This window comes from Ramlibacter paludis (assembly GCF_022012305.1).
GTDB lineage: Bacteria > Pseudomonadota > Gammaproteobacteria > Burkholderiales > Burkholderiaceae_C > Ramlibacter > Ramlibacter paludis.
The window spans coordinates 94,781-112,643 of the sequence record NZ_JAKLTM010000003.1; the positions used below are offsets into that span (position 1 = coordinate 94,781).

The 17,863-nt window shown below is 69.0% G+C and carries 1 protein-coding gene (only partly in view); it reads left to right on the top strand.

The genetic code is table 11. From position 1 onward, the window contains the following. Nucleotides 1–17,863, top strand: the beginning of a protein-coding gene (locus LZ009_RS11185) for an LEPR-XLL domain-containing protein (RefSeq protein ID WP_275698006.1). It continues 23,879 nt past the right edge of the window; 17,863 of the gene's 41,742 nt are visible here — the first part of the coding sequence; it begins with the start codon at nt 1–3; its stop codon lies beyond the right edge, outside the window.

The following is a 17,863-nucleotide window of genomic DNA, read 5'->3' on the forward strand; positions in this document are numbered from 1 at the left end:
ATGTCAAACGTTCGCTCGCTGCGCGACGTGTTCGCGCGTTCGTGGATCGCTACGCAGATCCGCAAGGTCTTCGGCTCCGAAGCACCTGTCCTGCCTTCCAGGCGCGAGGAAGCGCGCCGGGCGAGGGAACACAAGCAGGACGCGCATCGCCAGCGCGCCCAGGTGCAGTTCCGGCGCTCGCGGCGGCCGATGCACCGGCGCCAGGCCTTCGGCCTCGAGCCGATGGAGCCGCGGCTGCTGCTGTCGGCGGACATCACCTACGTCGATCCGGCCTCCGGCATGCAGGCAAGCCTCGGCGAACCCGGGTCGATCTCCGACGCCACGGACACGTCCGATGCGGGGTCCGTCCTCACGACGCCCAGCGTCGTGATCAGTGCCAATGCCGCCGGCGCACAGGACACCAATGCCCCGCGTCCGCAGCTGTTCTTCCTGGACGTCGACGGCGCCGACGACGTCGACTACCACGGGCCGGTGCAGGTCGAGGACATCGATGTCGCCGCGTACGCCGCGCCGACGTCCCTCGCAGGCCAGGAAAGCGCCATCCTCACCCGCTTGGTCGACACCCTCGACGACATGTTCGCCGAGTGGGGGGCGCTGTTCACGACGGACCGCCCGGACGACGGCGCGTACTCGACGATCTACCTGGGCGGCGACGGCTCCTGGGCGTCTGCGTGGGGTGACTACTTCGGCGTGGCCGAGAAGGTCGACGTTGGCAACCTCGATGCGCGCGACACCGCGTTCGTGTTCACCGACACCTTCGCGGGCGCCGACAACTACCTGGACCTGCTCGTCGACGTGGTGTCCCACGAGGCCGGGCACCTGCTGGGCGGACAGCACCAGGTGCAGGCCGGCCGCGGACCGCTGGCGGCGGTCGCCTTCGACCCGAAGGTCCACGTCGAGATCGGCAAGGATGCGGTCGCGGACGCGATCGCCGACGGCAAGGTCACCATCAACATCGGCGGGGTCGACCAGGAATTCGTCGTCCATCCCAAGCTGGTCGCGGCATTCCAGAACTGGATGCCTTACTACAACGCAGGTGCGGTCGGCGGCGACGGCTTCCCCGACGTGGTGATGGGGCAGTTCGGCATCCACCCCATCGAGCACGCCACCTGGCTCACGCGCGTGCTCGACATGGCCTGGGCGGCGCAGGACGACCCCTGGTACACGGACCAGGAGAAGGGCCAGATCCTGGCGTGGTCGTACGGCCTGCTCACGCACTCCGCGGGCGACCATTTCGCGCACACGCTGGTGAACGAATTCGCCGAAGGCGTGGCGCCCGGCTTCGTCCTGGCCGGCGAGTCGATCACCACCGACCAGCGCGACCTCGGCAACATGCTGCGCCACTTCATGACGGAGGCTTACATCGCCGACGCGATGGAGGGCGTCGACACGAACGACGACATCACGCAGGTCGTGGCGCCCCCTGGCGACAACTACACCGTGAGCGGCGACTACAGCAGCGTCAGCACGCCCGGCATCGAGTTCGCCGCGCCGACCCGCTTCATCTACGAAGCCCTGCTGCGCCCGTTCGCGGCCGACCCGACCGCCATCGCCGAGATGAAGTGGGAGAAGGGGACGCTGGAGATCAAGAACGGCAACCAGCTGGTCCGCAGCGACACCGATGCGAAGTGGGGCGAGCCAGCGGAGCTTTTCGCCAAGGGCGACGGGTTCAAGGTCGGCCAGAAGATCACGGTCAGCGGTTTCTCCAATGCGGCGAACAACGGCACCTTCATCGTGAAGGCCGTGACGGACAGCGTGCTGACGCTGGATACCACCACGCTGGTGGACGAACAGGCGAGCGGCGACGAGAAAGTCCGTGTGTTCGTGCCGCACACCGAGGCGACGACCATCACGGTCAACGACGCCGACAACACCTTCACCCGCGCCACCGGCAGCTTCAAGTCCGACGGCTTCGTCGAAGGCCAGCGCTTCACCGTCTACGGATTGCACAACTACCAGGGCTACTACCTGGTCAAGTCGGTTTCCGAAGACGGCAAGACATTGACGGTCCTGCAGAACCTCAACAGCGGCTACGAGGTCGGCAACGGCGACGAGACGCTCGTCGTGCTGGGCAGCCGCGGCGCGGTGGTCGACGCCATCTACAAGCTCCGCGACTTTCTCGAGAAGAAGGCGATCGACAGCGGCCCGCGCCAGGACTTCGGGCTGCTGCTGCTGCAATGGGCCGCGGCGACGGCGGGCGACCCGCTCGTCACCAAGCCGACGACCGACCAGCTGGCGGGCGCCTACCTCTACAACTGGATCGAGGACATCGACGCGGGCATCGAGAACTGGGCCGAGGTCGGCCTGGCCTTCACCAAGGCGATGTGGGATCCGCAGAGCAAGCGCGACCTGCAGAACTCGGTGGCGGACGAGGACAACCCGAGCATCACCGACTCCGTCCTTGGCGGGGATCCCAGCAGCGGCAACTACATCCTGCGCCGCGACTCGGAAGCCAGCGTCGGCGTGCTCGACGTCTTCGTCAAGGAACTCGACGACCCCAACAACGACGACGACACCAATGACGGCTACATCGACCGGTACCTGCTGCCGATGGTGGGCCTGCCCGATTTCACGGGCGACGTCCGCGAGGCGCTCGCCGACGTGGGCGAGGCGATCGACGAGTTCCTGGCGCCCATCCTCGACCCGATCAAGGAGGCGATCCTGCCCATCAAGGCCGGCATCGCCGAAATCCAGGAGTTCGTCAACGACTTCCTGAAAGACCAGTTCAAGCAATACACGGGCGTCGATTTCGAGATCTTCGACTTCCTGCGGGGGCTGAACACGAAGATGGACATGGCGTCGCTCACGGTCGGCGCCGGCCTGCCGGACGAAGTCGTCATTCCGCTGTTCAAGCCGGGCGACCACGCGCGGCTCGATGCGTACCTCGGGCTGGACGACCCGCACCACGAGCCCGCGCCGGGCGGCACGCAGTACCTCGATCCGGGCCTCGGCATCAGCATCCAGTTCTACGCCGGCCCGGAAGACGGCACGAACCCGGACGGCCAGCTCAGCGACGACGCGGCCTTCGTGAAGGACGAATTCGCGGCCTACAAGAACGCGGTGATCGTCACGAAGCTGATGTACCTGATGGAGACGCCGCCGGACGGCGAAACCACCAGTGCCGGCCAGCTTAGCGCGCTCTACTCCGCCCTCAGCGGCACGACGTACAACTTCACCAAGCTCAACATGCATGGTGCCCACGGCGGCAACATCCTCACCACCACGCTGCCGGGCGTTGCGGGGGACAGGCCGTGGATGGACTCGATCGACGCCGACAACGTCTGGCGGGCCGACAGCCAGACCGCCACGACGGCGCTGTTCCGCGTCAACATCAAGAACGACCAGGCCCAACCGGCCGTCTTCGAGAAGACGGGGCTGGCGGCCGGCCAGTACAAGGTCTACGCCACCTGGGCGGCGAACGTCACGCAGGACGTGCCCGACCAGGAGAACCCGGGCTTTCCGAACAACAAGATGCTGCCGGCCAAGGAGGCTCAGTACCAGGTGTTCGACGGGGCAGCTCCCGAAGGCTCGGCGGTGGTCAAGGACCAGCGCGTCTTCGCCAACGACTTCGAGCACGACGGCCTGGGCTTCGCCGAACTCGGTACCTTCGACATCACCAGCGGCACGCTGCGCATCGAGCTCCGCAACGCCGTGGGCGCGTTCGACAACCTCATCGCCGGCCCGATCCTCGTGGTGCCCGTGGCCAGCCCGGGATCCGCCTTCCGCATCCAGAACGACCGCGACCCGAGCACGCTCGCGCCGCTTCCTGGCAGCGGCTACAGCGAGACCGGTTCCGGTGCCTGGACCGACCTGGCCTACCCCACGAGCCCGGGGAACAACCCGCTGTGGGAAAGCGCGCTGCTGCGCGATGGCTTCCGGGCCCTGTTCACCGACTGGCGCAACGGCGCCCTGAGCTTCCCCGACCTGGGCGACCCGACCTCGCCCGATCCCAACACCGTCCCCATCGCGAAGACGCAGCGCGCATCGCACGTGACGCGCTTCCAGGAGTTCACGCCCACCGCCGACATCGAGCACGAACTGCCCTTGTTCGGGTCGAACCTGACGCTGCGCTTCATCGAGAAGACGCCCGGTGGCGCCGACTGGCTCCAGCTCATCGACAACGACGACGGCGGCGCCGTGCTTGCCGAGTACGACATCGGCACCGACACGGTGCTTGCGGTCGACATCAAGCCCTACTCGCTGCTCGGCGTCGAGATCGGCGGCCAGGGCGAGGACATCCTCACGGTGGACCTCGCCTTCAACGGAACGCCGGACCATGCCCAGCGCCCGGCGCTGCACATCACGTTCAACGGCGCCGACGAGATCCTGCCGAACGACCTGACCTCGGTGAGCGACCTGCTGATCCTGCGGTCCGACGACGCCACCCCTTACACCCTCAGCGCGCTCGACATCGACAGCACGGAATCGGTGCGGGTCGAGGGCAGCGGCAACATCATCGTTGCCCAGGACATGTCCATCGACGTGCGGGCCACGGACCGCGCGCAGTATTCGTCCCTGGTCGACCTCGTGTGGGCCAACTCCGGCGCGAACATCGACGTCGTGAGCGGATCGATCACCGCCGGGGAGTTCTTCCTCACGGCGGTGTCCACGCAGATCCTGGACGTGGCGGGCTTCGAGCTCGGCGGCTTCCAGGTCGGCGTGCTGAACTCGATCTCCAACGCGCGGATCGACGTGGGCGGCACCACTTCGATCACCACGACGACGGGCGGCATCAACATCGGCGCGAGTTCGGCCATCCTGGCGCACAACGTGCTGGCGGCCAACCCGGGCGGCGATGCGGACACCGACGCGGCGGTGGCCAGCACCACGATCTTCACCAAGGCGTATGCCCGGGTGCACGACTCCGTCACCCTGGACTCGGCCGGGGAACTGATCATCACCGCCGGCAACTCCGCCGACCTCAAGGCGATCGCCGACGGCTCGGCCGGCGGCGCCGGGGCGAGCCTCGGCTTCGGCCTGGTCCTCGCGGACACCGAGGCGTCGATCGCCGGTGACGCCACGGCGGCAGTCGACGGCGCCACCACGCTGGCCGCCAACGCGGACTTCGTGCTCGAAGTCATGTCCAAGGCCACGGAAGACGGCGTGAGCGCGCCCGTCAAGTTCGACGGCAGCGATGCGGCCAAGGTCGACGTGGCCGCCGACACCATCGACCTCGGCGCCGGCCACGGGCTCGCGACCGGCGACCGGGTCGTCTACAGCCACGGCAAGGACGGCACCGACGTCGGCGGCCTCCAGGACGGCAAGGCTTATTTCGTCAGCATGACGGACAGCAAGGCCAAGTTCTACGACACCAAGGAACATGCGGATGCGGGCGGCACCGACGGCCTGGTCGACCTCACCGCCGTCGGCACGGGCAAGGCCCACACCGTCCAGAAGCAGAACGCCGCCCCGATCAAGTTCAACGCTACGACGGCCGGCGTCGTCGACACCGGCGCCGACTCCATCGATGTCGGTGCCGACCACGGCCTGAAGACCGGCGACCGGGTCACCTACAACCACGGCGACGGCGGCACCGACGTCGGCGGCCTGCAGGACGGCAAGGCCTATTTCGTCCGCATGTCGGGCAACGAGGCCAAGTTCTTCGACACCAAGGAACACGCGCTCGACCCGGACGGCGGCACCGCCGGCCTGCGCGACCTCACGGCGGCGGGCACGGGCACGGCCCACACCCTGACCAAGTCCACCAAGACCGAGAGCGCGCTGGCCGACCCGAACCAGGACGGCGACACCAAGGACGCCGCCAAGACGAGCGACGGCGAGGTCAAGTACGCCGCCGCGCTGGCGGGTGCCGGCCTCGAAAGCGGCACGCGCGCGTTCCTGGCGTCCACCGGGGACATCACGACCGTGGGCGCCCTGACGATCACTTCGGATTCGGTGGCCGCGGTCAGCGCCAAGGCCGACGGCAGTTCGAAGATCGAGAGCGCGGACGATACCAACCTCGGCATCGCCGTGGGCGTGAGCGTCGGCGTGCTCACCACGGAAGCGTCCATCGGTGGAACCGGCGCCGTGAGCGCCACTTCGGTCACGCTGAAGGCGGACCTGAAGGGCGCCGATACCTTCGTGGCCGAGGCAACCTCGGGCGCCAGCGGCGGCGACACCGGCGTGGCCGGCGCCCTGGCCGTCAACGTCGTGACCAGCCGCGTCGAGGCGAAGATCGCCGACGGCGCCACGGTGCACGTCTCCGGCGACGTGAGCATCAGCGCGAAGAACGAGATTTCGAGCGCGATCAAGTCCACGGGCAAGCAGGAAGGCGGCGGCAAGACCGGCGTGGGCGCGTCGGTGGCACTGAACATCATCGACATGGACACCCTGGCCCTGCTGGGCGAGGGCGCGATCGTCACCGGGGCGAAGGACCTGAGCCTGGCGGCCAGCTCGAAGAACGACGTAGCGACCACCGCCAAGGGTGGCTCGGAGGGCGGGACCTCGGTGACCCCGGTGGTCGCCGTCGCCCTGGTGTTCGACGACACCGCGGCAGAGATCCGTGCCGGCGACCTGTTGACGCTGACCGGTGCGCTGAAGGCCGAGGCCACGCAGGGCGGCGACATCAGGACCGAGGCCGAGGGCGAAGCCGAAGGCACGAAGACGGCGGTCGGTGCGTCGCTCGGGCTCACGATCGCCGATGGAGCGGCGGCCGCCGCGCTGATGCGCGACGTCACGGCGACCGGCGCCATCGCCGTCCAGTCGCACGGCAGCATGCGCTCGCGCAGCAACGCCAAGGCCGGCGCCGCGGGAGCCAAGGAAGAAGACACCGCCCCCGAGGCGACGCAGGACGACGACAAGGTCAACAAGCAGACCCAGAAGCAGGCGGATTTCGCGACCGACCAGAAGAACGACCGGACCGGCAGCAACGACGCGAAGACGACCACGCCGGATGCCTCCACGTCGGACGGCAAGATCAGCGTCGCTGCCGCCATCGCGCTGAACATCAGCACCGCCTCCGCGACCGCCACGGTCGGGGACGGCGTGACGCTGAACGCGGGCGGCGCCGTCACGGTGCGCAGCGCGGCCAACCACGACGGCGTGTCGGACGCCGACGGCAGCGCCACCACCCTGGCCGACGGCAAGGCCATCGGTGCCGCCGTGGCGCTGAGCGTGACCAACACGACGAACACCGCGACCGTCGGCGCGTCGACCACGATCACCGCCGACGGGCTCACCGTCGAAGCGGCCATGCTCGCCCGCGAGGTCAAGGTCAAGCCCACCCAGTCGCCCATCGTGGACGTGGACAAGAACACGATCTTCATCGACGACGACGAGGTCAAGGGACTTTCCACCGGCGACGAGGTCGTCTATTTCGACGGCGACCTCCTCAACGACCACAGCATCGGCGGGCTGAGCGACGGCACCACCTATTACCTGATCGTCGTCGGCGAGGGCAAGATCAAGCTGGCGACCTCCAAGGCCAATGCGGAGGCCGGCACCGCGATCGACCTCACCTCCCAGGGCTCGGGGACCGGCCACACGCTCAGCCGGATCACCTTCAGCGACCTCGGGAAGCTCATCGATCTCAACCCGATCGACCTGCTGATGAAGGTGGGCAACCCGCTCATCACGTTCGACGCGACGGGCAACCACTACGAGATGGAACTCGGTGACGCCACCGGCCTGAATACCGGCGACGTGGTCACCTACAACAAGGGCGCTGCCGGCAACACCGCGATCGGCGGCCTTGTGGATGGCCAGAGCTACTTCGCGATCGTCGAAGACAACGGCAAGCTGAAAGTGGCCGCGACGTACGCCGATGCCATCGCGGGCAAGAAGATCACGCTCACCGGCAAGGGCACCGGCGACGGGCACAAGTTCAGCGAGTCCACGCACAGCTCCGCCGCATTCGCGACCTCGGGGGCCAGCGGTGGCAAGATCGGCGTGGCCGGATCGGTCGCCATCAACTACTCGGCGGGGACGACCGCGGCGACCGTGGGCAGCGGTTCGACCATCACCCTGGTCGACGGCGTCGACGCCGGCACGGACAAGCCCGATGCCGTGCTGAACGCGGACTCGAGCAGCAACAACCTGGCCAAGGCCGATCCCAAGCGCACGACGGCCGGCAAGAGCGTGGGCGTGGGCCTTTCCTTCGCGATCGACATCGGCCTGCACGATGCCAATGCGATCCTCGCCGACACGGCGACGCTGAGCGGCGCCAAGGATGTGAGCGTGACGGCCGACGGCGTCCACACGATGGACACCGAGGCCAAGGCAGGTGCGGGCGCGCCCAAGGAAGGCAAGGCCGTCGGCGGCTCGATCGCGCTATCCGTTTCCGACAACGACAGCATGGCCATCGTCGGGACGGGGTCCGAGCTCGATGCGGATGGCAACCTCGTCATCCACGGCTTGAGCGGCAACACCCAGATCACCAAGGGCGATGCCGACACCGAGGGCGGCGCCACCGGCGTGGGGGTCGCCATCGCACTCGGCTGGGTCGACGACGACGTCACCGCCCGGCTCGCCCGCGATGTGGCGACCGGCGCGGCCACCGCGAACGACGTGACGGTCGAAGCCAAGGCGACGGTCAGCGTCACGACGGCCGCTTCCGCCAGCGCAATGGGCGAGAAGAACGCCGAAGAAGGCGGCAAGACCGCCGAGGAGAAGACGGGTTCGCAGACGGACTTCGCCAAGGACCGCAGTGGCAAGGACCTGGCCAAGCCGGCGCCGCAGACCCAGGTGGCGAAGGCCAACAACGACGCGCAGAGCCAGACCAGCGATCCGGGCGGGCAGGGCAACGAAAACGCCACCCAGGGCTCCACCCAGACCTCCGGCGGCGTGCTGCGCATCGCCGCTTCGATCGGCGGCTCGGTGGTCGTCTCGGACGTGTCGGCAGAGATCACCAACGGTCTCACGATCGACGCGAGCGGAAACCTGTCCGTCAAGGCGATCAGCGACGTCGACGCCAAGACCGAGGCGGTCAGCATCGCCTTCACGCAGAGCGAATCCGAATCGGACAACGTGAGCGCCGCCGTGGCGTTCAACGTCGGCCTGCTGGATGCCGCGGCCTCGCTGGGCAACGGCACGACCGGCGCCGGCTCGGTGACCGTCGAGGCGGGCACCACCGCCGGCCAGATGAACGAGTTCAAGGCCATGGCCGTGTCGGGCGCGGGCTCGAAGCAGAGCAGCAAGGGCGGCAATACCTCGGGCGGCACCGACGCCCAGGGGACCGGCGGCACCGGCGGTGGCGGTACCGGGGGCGGTACCGGCGGCGGGACCGGCAGCGGCGCCGGCACGGGTGGCGACAGTTCCAGCCTCGGCATCGCCGGGGCCGTCGCCTTCACCATCTACGGCTCTCCGGCCACCGACGATCCGAACCGGGTCAGCGCCTCGATCGCCGACGGGGCCACGGTGACGGCCAGTTCAGGCGACGTCTCGGTGATCGCGCGGCAGGACGTCGGCATGCAGAACGTCGCCGGCGGCGCGGCGCTCACGATTTCCTCCAGCGGTAGTGGCGGTGGCGGCGGTGGTGGCGGCGGTGGCGGCGGTGGTGGGGGCGGCAGCAGCTCCGACACTTCGGTCGGTGCGGCCCTGGTCATCGGCGTGGCGGACTTCGACACCCTGGCCCGGATCGGCAGCGGGGCCCACGTCGACGCCGCGGGCAACGTGGACGTCAGCGCCTCGAGCTCGCTCAAGCCGCTCGAGATCGTCGCCCCGATCGTCGACGTCGAAACCGGCCTCGACGTCACCTCGCTGGCGATCGGCGCGGCCATCGGCTCCGGCGGCGATGCCGGCGCGGGTTCGGCCACCATCAACATCATCAGCCCGACGACGCGCGCAAGCATCGGCTCGGGCGCCGACATCGACGCCGACGGGAATGTTTCGGTCCTGGCGGCCAGCGACGTCGAGATGGTCGATGTCGCGGGATCCCTCGGCGTCACCATCGGGACGGGCAAGGAGAGCGGCAGCGGCGTCGGCATCGGGCTCAATGTCGGCGTGCACATGGCGACCACCGAAGCCGTGATCGAGGGCGGTTCGAGCACCGCCACGACGGTGAACGCCGGCGGCAACGTGACCGTCGAGGCGGATGCCTCCGACGACTTCTTCCAGCTCGCCGTCAACGCGGGCGCGGGTGCGAGCACTTCGGGCGCGGGCTCCCTCAACGTGCTGGTGAACATCACCCACACGCGGGCGCTGGTGAATGACGACCTGAACGACGCGACCTCGGGCCAGGCGGCGATCACGGCCACCGGCAGCACCGAAGTGGCCGCCGTGTCGAAGACCGACATCGGCAGCTACGCGGGTTCCCTCGGCGGGTCGCTGAGCGAGTCCGCGGTGGGAATCTCGGTGGGCGTGGTGGTCGACCTCGACGACACCCTGGCGCTGGTCGGCGACGGCACCGACGTGGCCGCGCTGGGGCAGGGCACCGCGATCGACGTGGCCTCGGGCGATTTCGACGGCGATGGCGCGTCCGTCGACACGGCGGCACGCGGCCTCGCGGTCACGGCCACGAGCCACGACGACATCTTCATGCTGGCGATCGCAGCCTCGGCGTCGCTGGGCCAGGACAACCAGGGCCAGACCGGCCAGCAAGGCGGCGGTGGCAGCACGCAAGGCGACGGCTCGGGTGGCACCAAGGTCGGCATAGCGGGCGCGGTGACGGTGGGCGTCATCCACGGCCAGACGAAGGCGGTGCTCGGCAACGACGTGGATGTCAACGTCGACAACACCGGCGCGCACGGCGACCAGGGCATCCTGGTGCGTGCCACTGACGAGACGGACATCACGAACGTCGCGGGCGGCCTGAGCTTCGCCCTGAACGGCGACGCCGGCGTGACCGGCTCGGTCGCGGTCAACGACGTGGAGAGCACGACCTGGGCGCGGGCGCTGGGCGGCAACACGCTGAATTCGCGCGCCGGCGGCGTCACTTTCGACGCCAGCGGCAAGAACGACATCGACGCCATCGCGATCGCGGTGGCGGGCGTGGTCGACACCGGCTCGTCCAGTTCGTCCAAGAACAACAACAACTCGAGCAGCGTCAAGTTCGCCGGCGCCGGCGCGGTCATCGTCGACATCGTCGATTCCGAGGTGCTCGCGCAGGTCGCCGCAGGCAGCGCAATCGGCACCTCCGGTGCGCTCGTGGTGAACGCCGAGGACAACTCCGACATCGTGGCCGATTCGGGCGGCCTCGCGTTCGCGGTTTCGACCGGCCAGTCGCAAGGCGGCACGACCTCCGGGTCGGTGGGCGCCTCCGTGGCGGTGAACGACATCACGCAGACCATCCGCGCGACGGTCACCGACACGCCGATCACGGCAGCCGCCGTCGACATCGACGCCAGCAACAAGTCCTCGATCGACACGCTGACGATCGCCGGCTCGGGCTCGTTCTCGAACAGCTCCCAGGCGCTGGCCGGCGCCGGCGCCGGGTCGGGCAACTACATCGATGCCACGACGCAAGCCGGCATCACCAACCCCTCGGGCGTCCAGGTAGTGAACGCTGCCGGTGGCGCCGTCTCGGTGAACGCGCTGGACGACAGCCGCGTCAACGCCGATGCCGGCTCGGGCGCGGTCGCCGTCACGACGGCCAGCGGCGGCAACAGCAGCAACCTCGGCGCGGTGGCCATCGGCGCCTCGGTCGCGGTCAACCACATCACCAAGGCCACGACGGCCACCGTCGACCAGGCCGACGTCCAGTCCGCGGCCTTCACGGTCGAGGCCGAGTCCACCTCGGACATCGACGCCTTCACCTTCGGCCTTTCCGGCTCGGTCTCCTCGGGCAGCGGCACGCTGGCGCTCGCGGGAGCCGGCTCGGGCTCGGGCAACGAGATCACGTCGAACGTCGGCGCCACCGTCTCCAGGAGCACGATCACGGCGACGGGCCCCGTGACGGTCAACGCATCGGACGCCTCGACCATCGACGCCACCACCGGGTCGGTGGCGGTCGCCATCAATGCCGGCAGCGGCAGCGGATCGAAGGTCGGCGTGGCGCTGGGCGCGGCGGTCACGATCAACAAGGTCAACGCATCCGCCATCGCCAAGGTCGACGACACGACGATCACGGCGACGGGGCAGGACGTCGAGATCACGGCATCCAACACGGCCTCGATCGAAGCGACGGCCTTCGGCGTCGGCCTGACGGTGTCGTCCTCGGAAAGCGGTGCCGCCGTCGGCGTGAGCGCGAACGTCGCGATCACGCTCAACGATATCGACCTGACCACCCGCGCACTCCTCACGGACAGCGACAGCGTGGGCGACCAGGACGAGATCGTCGCCGCGAGGAACCTGGTCGTGAGCGCGACCGACAGCGGCAACATCACGGCCAACGCCGTCTCGGCGGCGCTCACGGTGTCGTCCTCCAGCGGCAGCAACGTCTCCGTCGCCGGCACGGTCAACGTATCGGCTTCCGACAACGTCATCAAGGCGAAGACGGAAGCCCTCGTCGACGACGTCGACGCCACGCTGACGGGCGTGGTGGACATGGATGCCAGCTCCGACAAGGCCATCAGCGCCGTCGTCGTGGCGGCTTCGGTCTCGGTCAGCGCTGCCAGCGGCAGCGGCGCGTCCGTCGGCCTGAGCGGCGCCGGCACGCGGTCGTACAACGAGACCGAGAACTCGGTCCTGGCCGTGATCCGTGCCGCCGATGTCCAGGCGGCCGGCGACGTGACGCTGGACGCGGTGGACTCCACCGCGATCAGCGCGACGCTCGTTGCGGTGGCGGCGTCCGTCGGCGTCAGCGGCAGCGGCGCTTCCGGCACGCTCACCGTCGCGGTGAGCGACGCCGACAACGACGTCACCAATACCACCCGCGCGGTGATCGAGGGCGGCTCGTCGGTCACTTCCACCGGCGGCAACCTGGGCCTGAACGCCTCGTCGGACGGTTCGATCACGGCGACGGCCGTCGCCGCCTCGGTCGGCGTCGGCGTCGGCGGTGGCCAGGTCTCGTTGAGCGGCACCGGGGCGGGCTCCAACGCGACCAATGCCATCACGAACACGATCGAGGCCGGCGTGATCGGCGGCTCGGCGGTCGACGCGGACGGCGATGCCGTCATCAGCGCCACCGACTCGGCCAGCATAGACGCCAACGTCGCAACCGCATCGGTGAGCGTGACCGCGGGCAGTTCGACGGTCTCCCTGAGCCTGGCCGCCGCGGTGTCCGTGGCGAGCAACACGATAGACAACGATGTCCAGGCGCACGTGCTGGATTCGTCGCTGGACGCGGGCGGGGCTCTCGACATCACGGCAAGCTCCGACAAGGACATCGACGCCCTGGGCCTGGCCGCGAGCGTGGCGGTGACTGCCGGCAGCGGCACGGTCTCCATCAGCGGCGCTTTCGGCGCGGTGATCGCGACGAACACCATCGGCGGCACGGTCGAGGCAGTGATCGGCGACGCCGACGTCAGTGCCGGCGGCTCCATCGCCTTGCTGGCCGACAACGACAGCACCATTGACGCCACACTGGCAACGCTGGCGGCCTCGGTGTCCATCGGTTCGGGCACGGTCAACCTGGCGCTGTCCGGCGCTGTGTCGGTCACCACGAACACCATCACCACCGCGACGCTGGCCAGCATCGACCCCTCCGACGTCGACAGCGGCGGGGCCGTCTCCATCATCGCCAATGCCGGCAGCGAGATCCATGCCAACACGATCGCCGTCGCGGCGAGCGTGGCGGCCGGCAGTGGCACGGTCACCCTGGCCGGCGGCTTTGCCGCGGCTTCGGCCACCAACACCGTCGGCGGCTCCACGCAGGCCCTGGTGGCGGACGGCAGCACGCTGGACGCGGTGGGCAACATAGCCGTCCGCGTCAACGACTCGGCGGAGATCACCTCGAACGTGATCGCGGCCGCGGTGGCGGTGTCCGCCTCCAGCGGCTCGGTCTCCGGATCGCTGGCGCTGGCCGTGTCGCTGGCCCAGAACACCATATCCGGCGCAAGTCGGGCGTCGATCGACGACTCGACGGTCACATCGAGTGGTGGTGACGTGAGCGTCCGGGCCCTGGCCGACAACCGCATCGACGCCGTCGCGGCGGCCGCCGGCATCAGCGTGGCGGCCAGCACCAGCGTCGGCGTGTCGATTGCCGGCGCGGGCGCGTGGGCGAAGAACGTCATGACGAACGAGGTCGAGGCCTCGATCCTGAACAGCGTGGTGGACGCCGATGGCGCACTGGACGTCCTGGCGGTGGACAGCTCGTCGATCAGCGCCGTGCTGGTGTCGATCAGCACGTCCGTCGCGGTCGGCAGCACGGGCGCCGTGGGCGTGGGCCTGTCGCTCGCACTGGCGGAGAACCAGATCGCCGGCACCACGAAGGCGACGATCACCGACTCCGATGTCACCGCGGGCGGCGCCGTCAGCGTGCTCGCCAACGATGGCGGCATCCTCGCGCTGAGCCTGAATCCGTGGACCAGCGGCGGCAGCGCGCTGGTCGTCGACGGCGACCGGCGCTACGCCGACCTGAAGGCGTCCGACCAACCGGTGGACCTGAAGGCGGCGAACCCCTGGAGCAGCGGCACGACGACGCTCGGCGGCGTGACCCTCGATGGCAGCGTCCGGGTGGACACCACCACGGACGCGATTTCCATCGGCGGCGCCACGGTCGATCTCTCCGCTTCGGCCAACTGGTCCTCCGGCAAGAGCTCGCTCACCAACAACAAGGGCACCAAGCTCGAACTGGTGACCGGTACCGATGCCACCGTCACGGTGAACTCCGGCGCCGACACGCTGGCCTTCACGACCGCCCACGGATTCTCGACGGGCGACCTGGCGACATACCAGAGCGACCTGCAGACCGATGCGAGCGGCCTCGCGTCCGGGACGAAGTACCGCGTCGTCGTGGTGAATGCGACGACCATCCGCCTGCAGGCTGGCCATACCTTCACCGACGACCAGCTCGTCACCTACGACACCACCTTGCCCGGCGACACCAGCGGCCTGGTCGACGGTGCGAAGTACACCGTGCAGGTGGTCGACGAGTTCAACATCAAGCTGAAGCCGCAGGTGCCCATCTGGGCGAGCGGCACCAACTCGCTGGCGATCAGCGGTGGCGGCACGGTGGCGCTGAATGCCAACGTGGCCGTGGATCCGAATGCCGACACGATCACCTTCGGTTCGGTGGCCAACCTTTCGGGCGCGGCCAACTTCTGGGCCGCCAGCAGCGCCAGTTCGCTCACGCCGCGCACCGGCGTCGCACTGGCGCTGGATGGCACGGTGAGCCTCGCCGCCGGCGCCGATACGGTGACCTTCGGCGCCGAGCACGGGTTCGCCGACGGCGACCTCGTCACCTACCACAGCGACCTGGCGGGCAACGGTCTCGTGGACGGCCAGCGCTATCGCGTGGTGGTGGTGGACGAATTCACGATCAAGCTGCAGACAGGCCATGCGTTCACCGACGGGGCCATCGTCACCTACAACAGCAGCCTGCCGGGCGACGGCAGCGGGCTGGTCAACGGCGCGAAGTATCAAGTCGTCGTGGTGGACGAATTCAGCGTCAAGCTGAAGGACTACAAGGTTCTGGACGGCGCCACGACCAGCGTCCTGAACGACACCATCAGCTTCGGCACGGCGCACCAGTTCCAGGACGGCGACATCGTCCAGTACCACAGTGGCCTGGGAAGCGACACCAGCGGCCTCGTCGACGGCGGGCGCTACCGCGTCACGGTGATCGATGCCGACACCATCCAGCTGAGCGACTCGCGCATCATCGATTCGCTGGCCATCTCGGCCGCCGTGGCGGTGGCCGTCAGCGGCAGCGTTTCCGTGGGCGTGGCCGCCGCGGGCGCCGTGGCGCACAACACCATCGAAGGCGGTTTCGAGGCGTCCGTCATCCGGAGCGACGTCGACGCGGGGGGCGACGTCGCCGTCGTGGCCCAGGACAGCTCGGCCATCCGGTCCATGTTGTTCTCGGCCGCCGTATCGGTTTCCGCCAGCGGCTCCGCCGCGGTGGGCGTGGCCATGTCGGTCGCCGAGGCCGAGAACCTCATCGACAGCGACACGCTGGCGACGATCCAGGATTCGACCGTCGACACCACGGCCGGCGACGTGACCGTCCAGGCGACGTCCGAGGTGGGCATCCAGGCCTTCGGCATCGCCGCGGCCATTTCCGCCGGCGGCGCGGGCGCCGTGTCGGTGCAGGTGGCAGCGGCGGGCGTGGTCGCCTTCAACACCACGACCGGCTCGGTCGAGGCCAGCATCGAGGACACCGGGCCTGCCGGCTACGCCACCGCCGTCCACGCGACGGGCGACGTGGATGTGCTGGCACGGGAGGAGTCCAACATCCTGGCGGTGCTGGGCGCGGTGTCCGTGGCCGCGGGCGGATCCGGCTCGGCCTCCATCAACGTCAGCCTGGCGGCGACGTATGCCGAGAACATCATCGGCGGCAGCGTGACGGCCACCATAGACGACGCCGTCGTGGTCAGCAGCGGCGGCGCAGTCGACGTAGCCGCGTTCGCGGACGATGACATCTTCGCGCTGGGCCTTGCGGTGGGCGTTTCTGCCGGCGGTTCCGGCGGCGTGTCCATCAACGTGGCGCTCAGCGCCGTGGCGGCGACCAACCTGATCGGCAATGCGGTCGAGGCCAGCATCCGCGACGGCAGCGTGGTCACCGCCAACCATGCCGCCAATGGCGAGGTGACGGTGGAGGCGACGGACCTGTCCGACATCTTTGCCGTGCTTGCCTCGGCTTCGGTGGCGGCCGGCGGCGCCGGCGCGGTGTCGGTGAACGTGGCTGCGGCCTTCGTGTACGCCAGCAACGCGCTTTCGGCGAGCACCGACTTCGACTGGAACGGCGACGGCGTCAAGGACGCGAAGGACCTGCACGACGGTGTCGCCATCCTCAACCGGCTGAACGAACTGCAGGCCGGGCCGAACGGCATCCTCGGCGACCTGGAGGGCGATCCCACCACGGGCGACGACGACTTGTCGACCGACGCGGCGATCGATGCCTACATCGCGCAGAACCCCGGAACGGGTTACCTCGCGGCGCTGAAGCCGAAGGTCGGGTCGAACTTCGACATCAACGGCGATGGCAGCATCGACCATCGTGACTTGCTGCTGACTGCCACCACAGCGGACGACGCAGGCGTGGGCAGCTCGGTGCTGGCGACCATAGACGCGGCTACGGTCCACACCGCCGGCGCGGTGACCGTCGCGGCTTCGAACTACGACGCCGCCACGGACGACAGCTCGAGCATCACGGCCATCGGCATTGCACTGGGCATCGCGGCCGGCGGTGCCGGCGGGGTCTCGGTCAACGTGTCGGGCGCCGGCGTCATCGCGTTCAACGAAGTGAACGGGGACATCGAAGCCAGCATCGTCGACAGCGGTGTCATCGCCGGCGACGACGTGGGCGTCCTGGCCGAGGACAGGGCGGAGATCGATGCCATCCTGCTGGCGATCTCGCTGTCCGCCGGCGGTGCCGGCGCGGTGTCGGTCAACGTGGCTGCCTCGCTCACCTATGCCGAGAACACGATGGGCGGCAATGTGCTGGCGACCATCGACCATTCCACGGTCGCCTCGGGCGGCGAAGTCACCGTGGATGCGGCGGCGGACAACCAGATCAAGGCCATCGGCGTCGCCGTGGGCATCGCTGCCGGCGGCGCCGGCGGGGCGTCCATCAATGTCGCGATGGCGGGTGTGGTCGCGACCAACACGACGACCAACTCGGTCGAGGCCAGCATCCGCAACGGCAGCGATGTCGACGCCATGGATGCGTCGGACGGTGCGGTCACCGTCGAAGCGACGGACGTGTCGGACATCCTCGCGATCCTCGTCTCGGCCGCCGTGTCGGCAGGCGGGGCCGGCGCGGCGTCGGTGAACGTCTCCATCGCCGGCGTCTATGCCAGCAACGGCATCGGTGGCTCGCTGGAGGCAACCATTGACGGCTCGACCGTCGACACAGCCGGCGAAGTGACCGTGACCGCCGCGACCG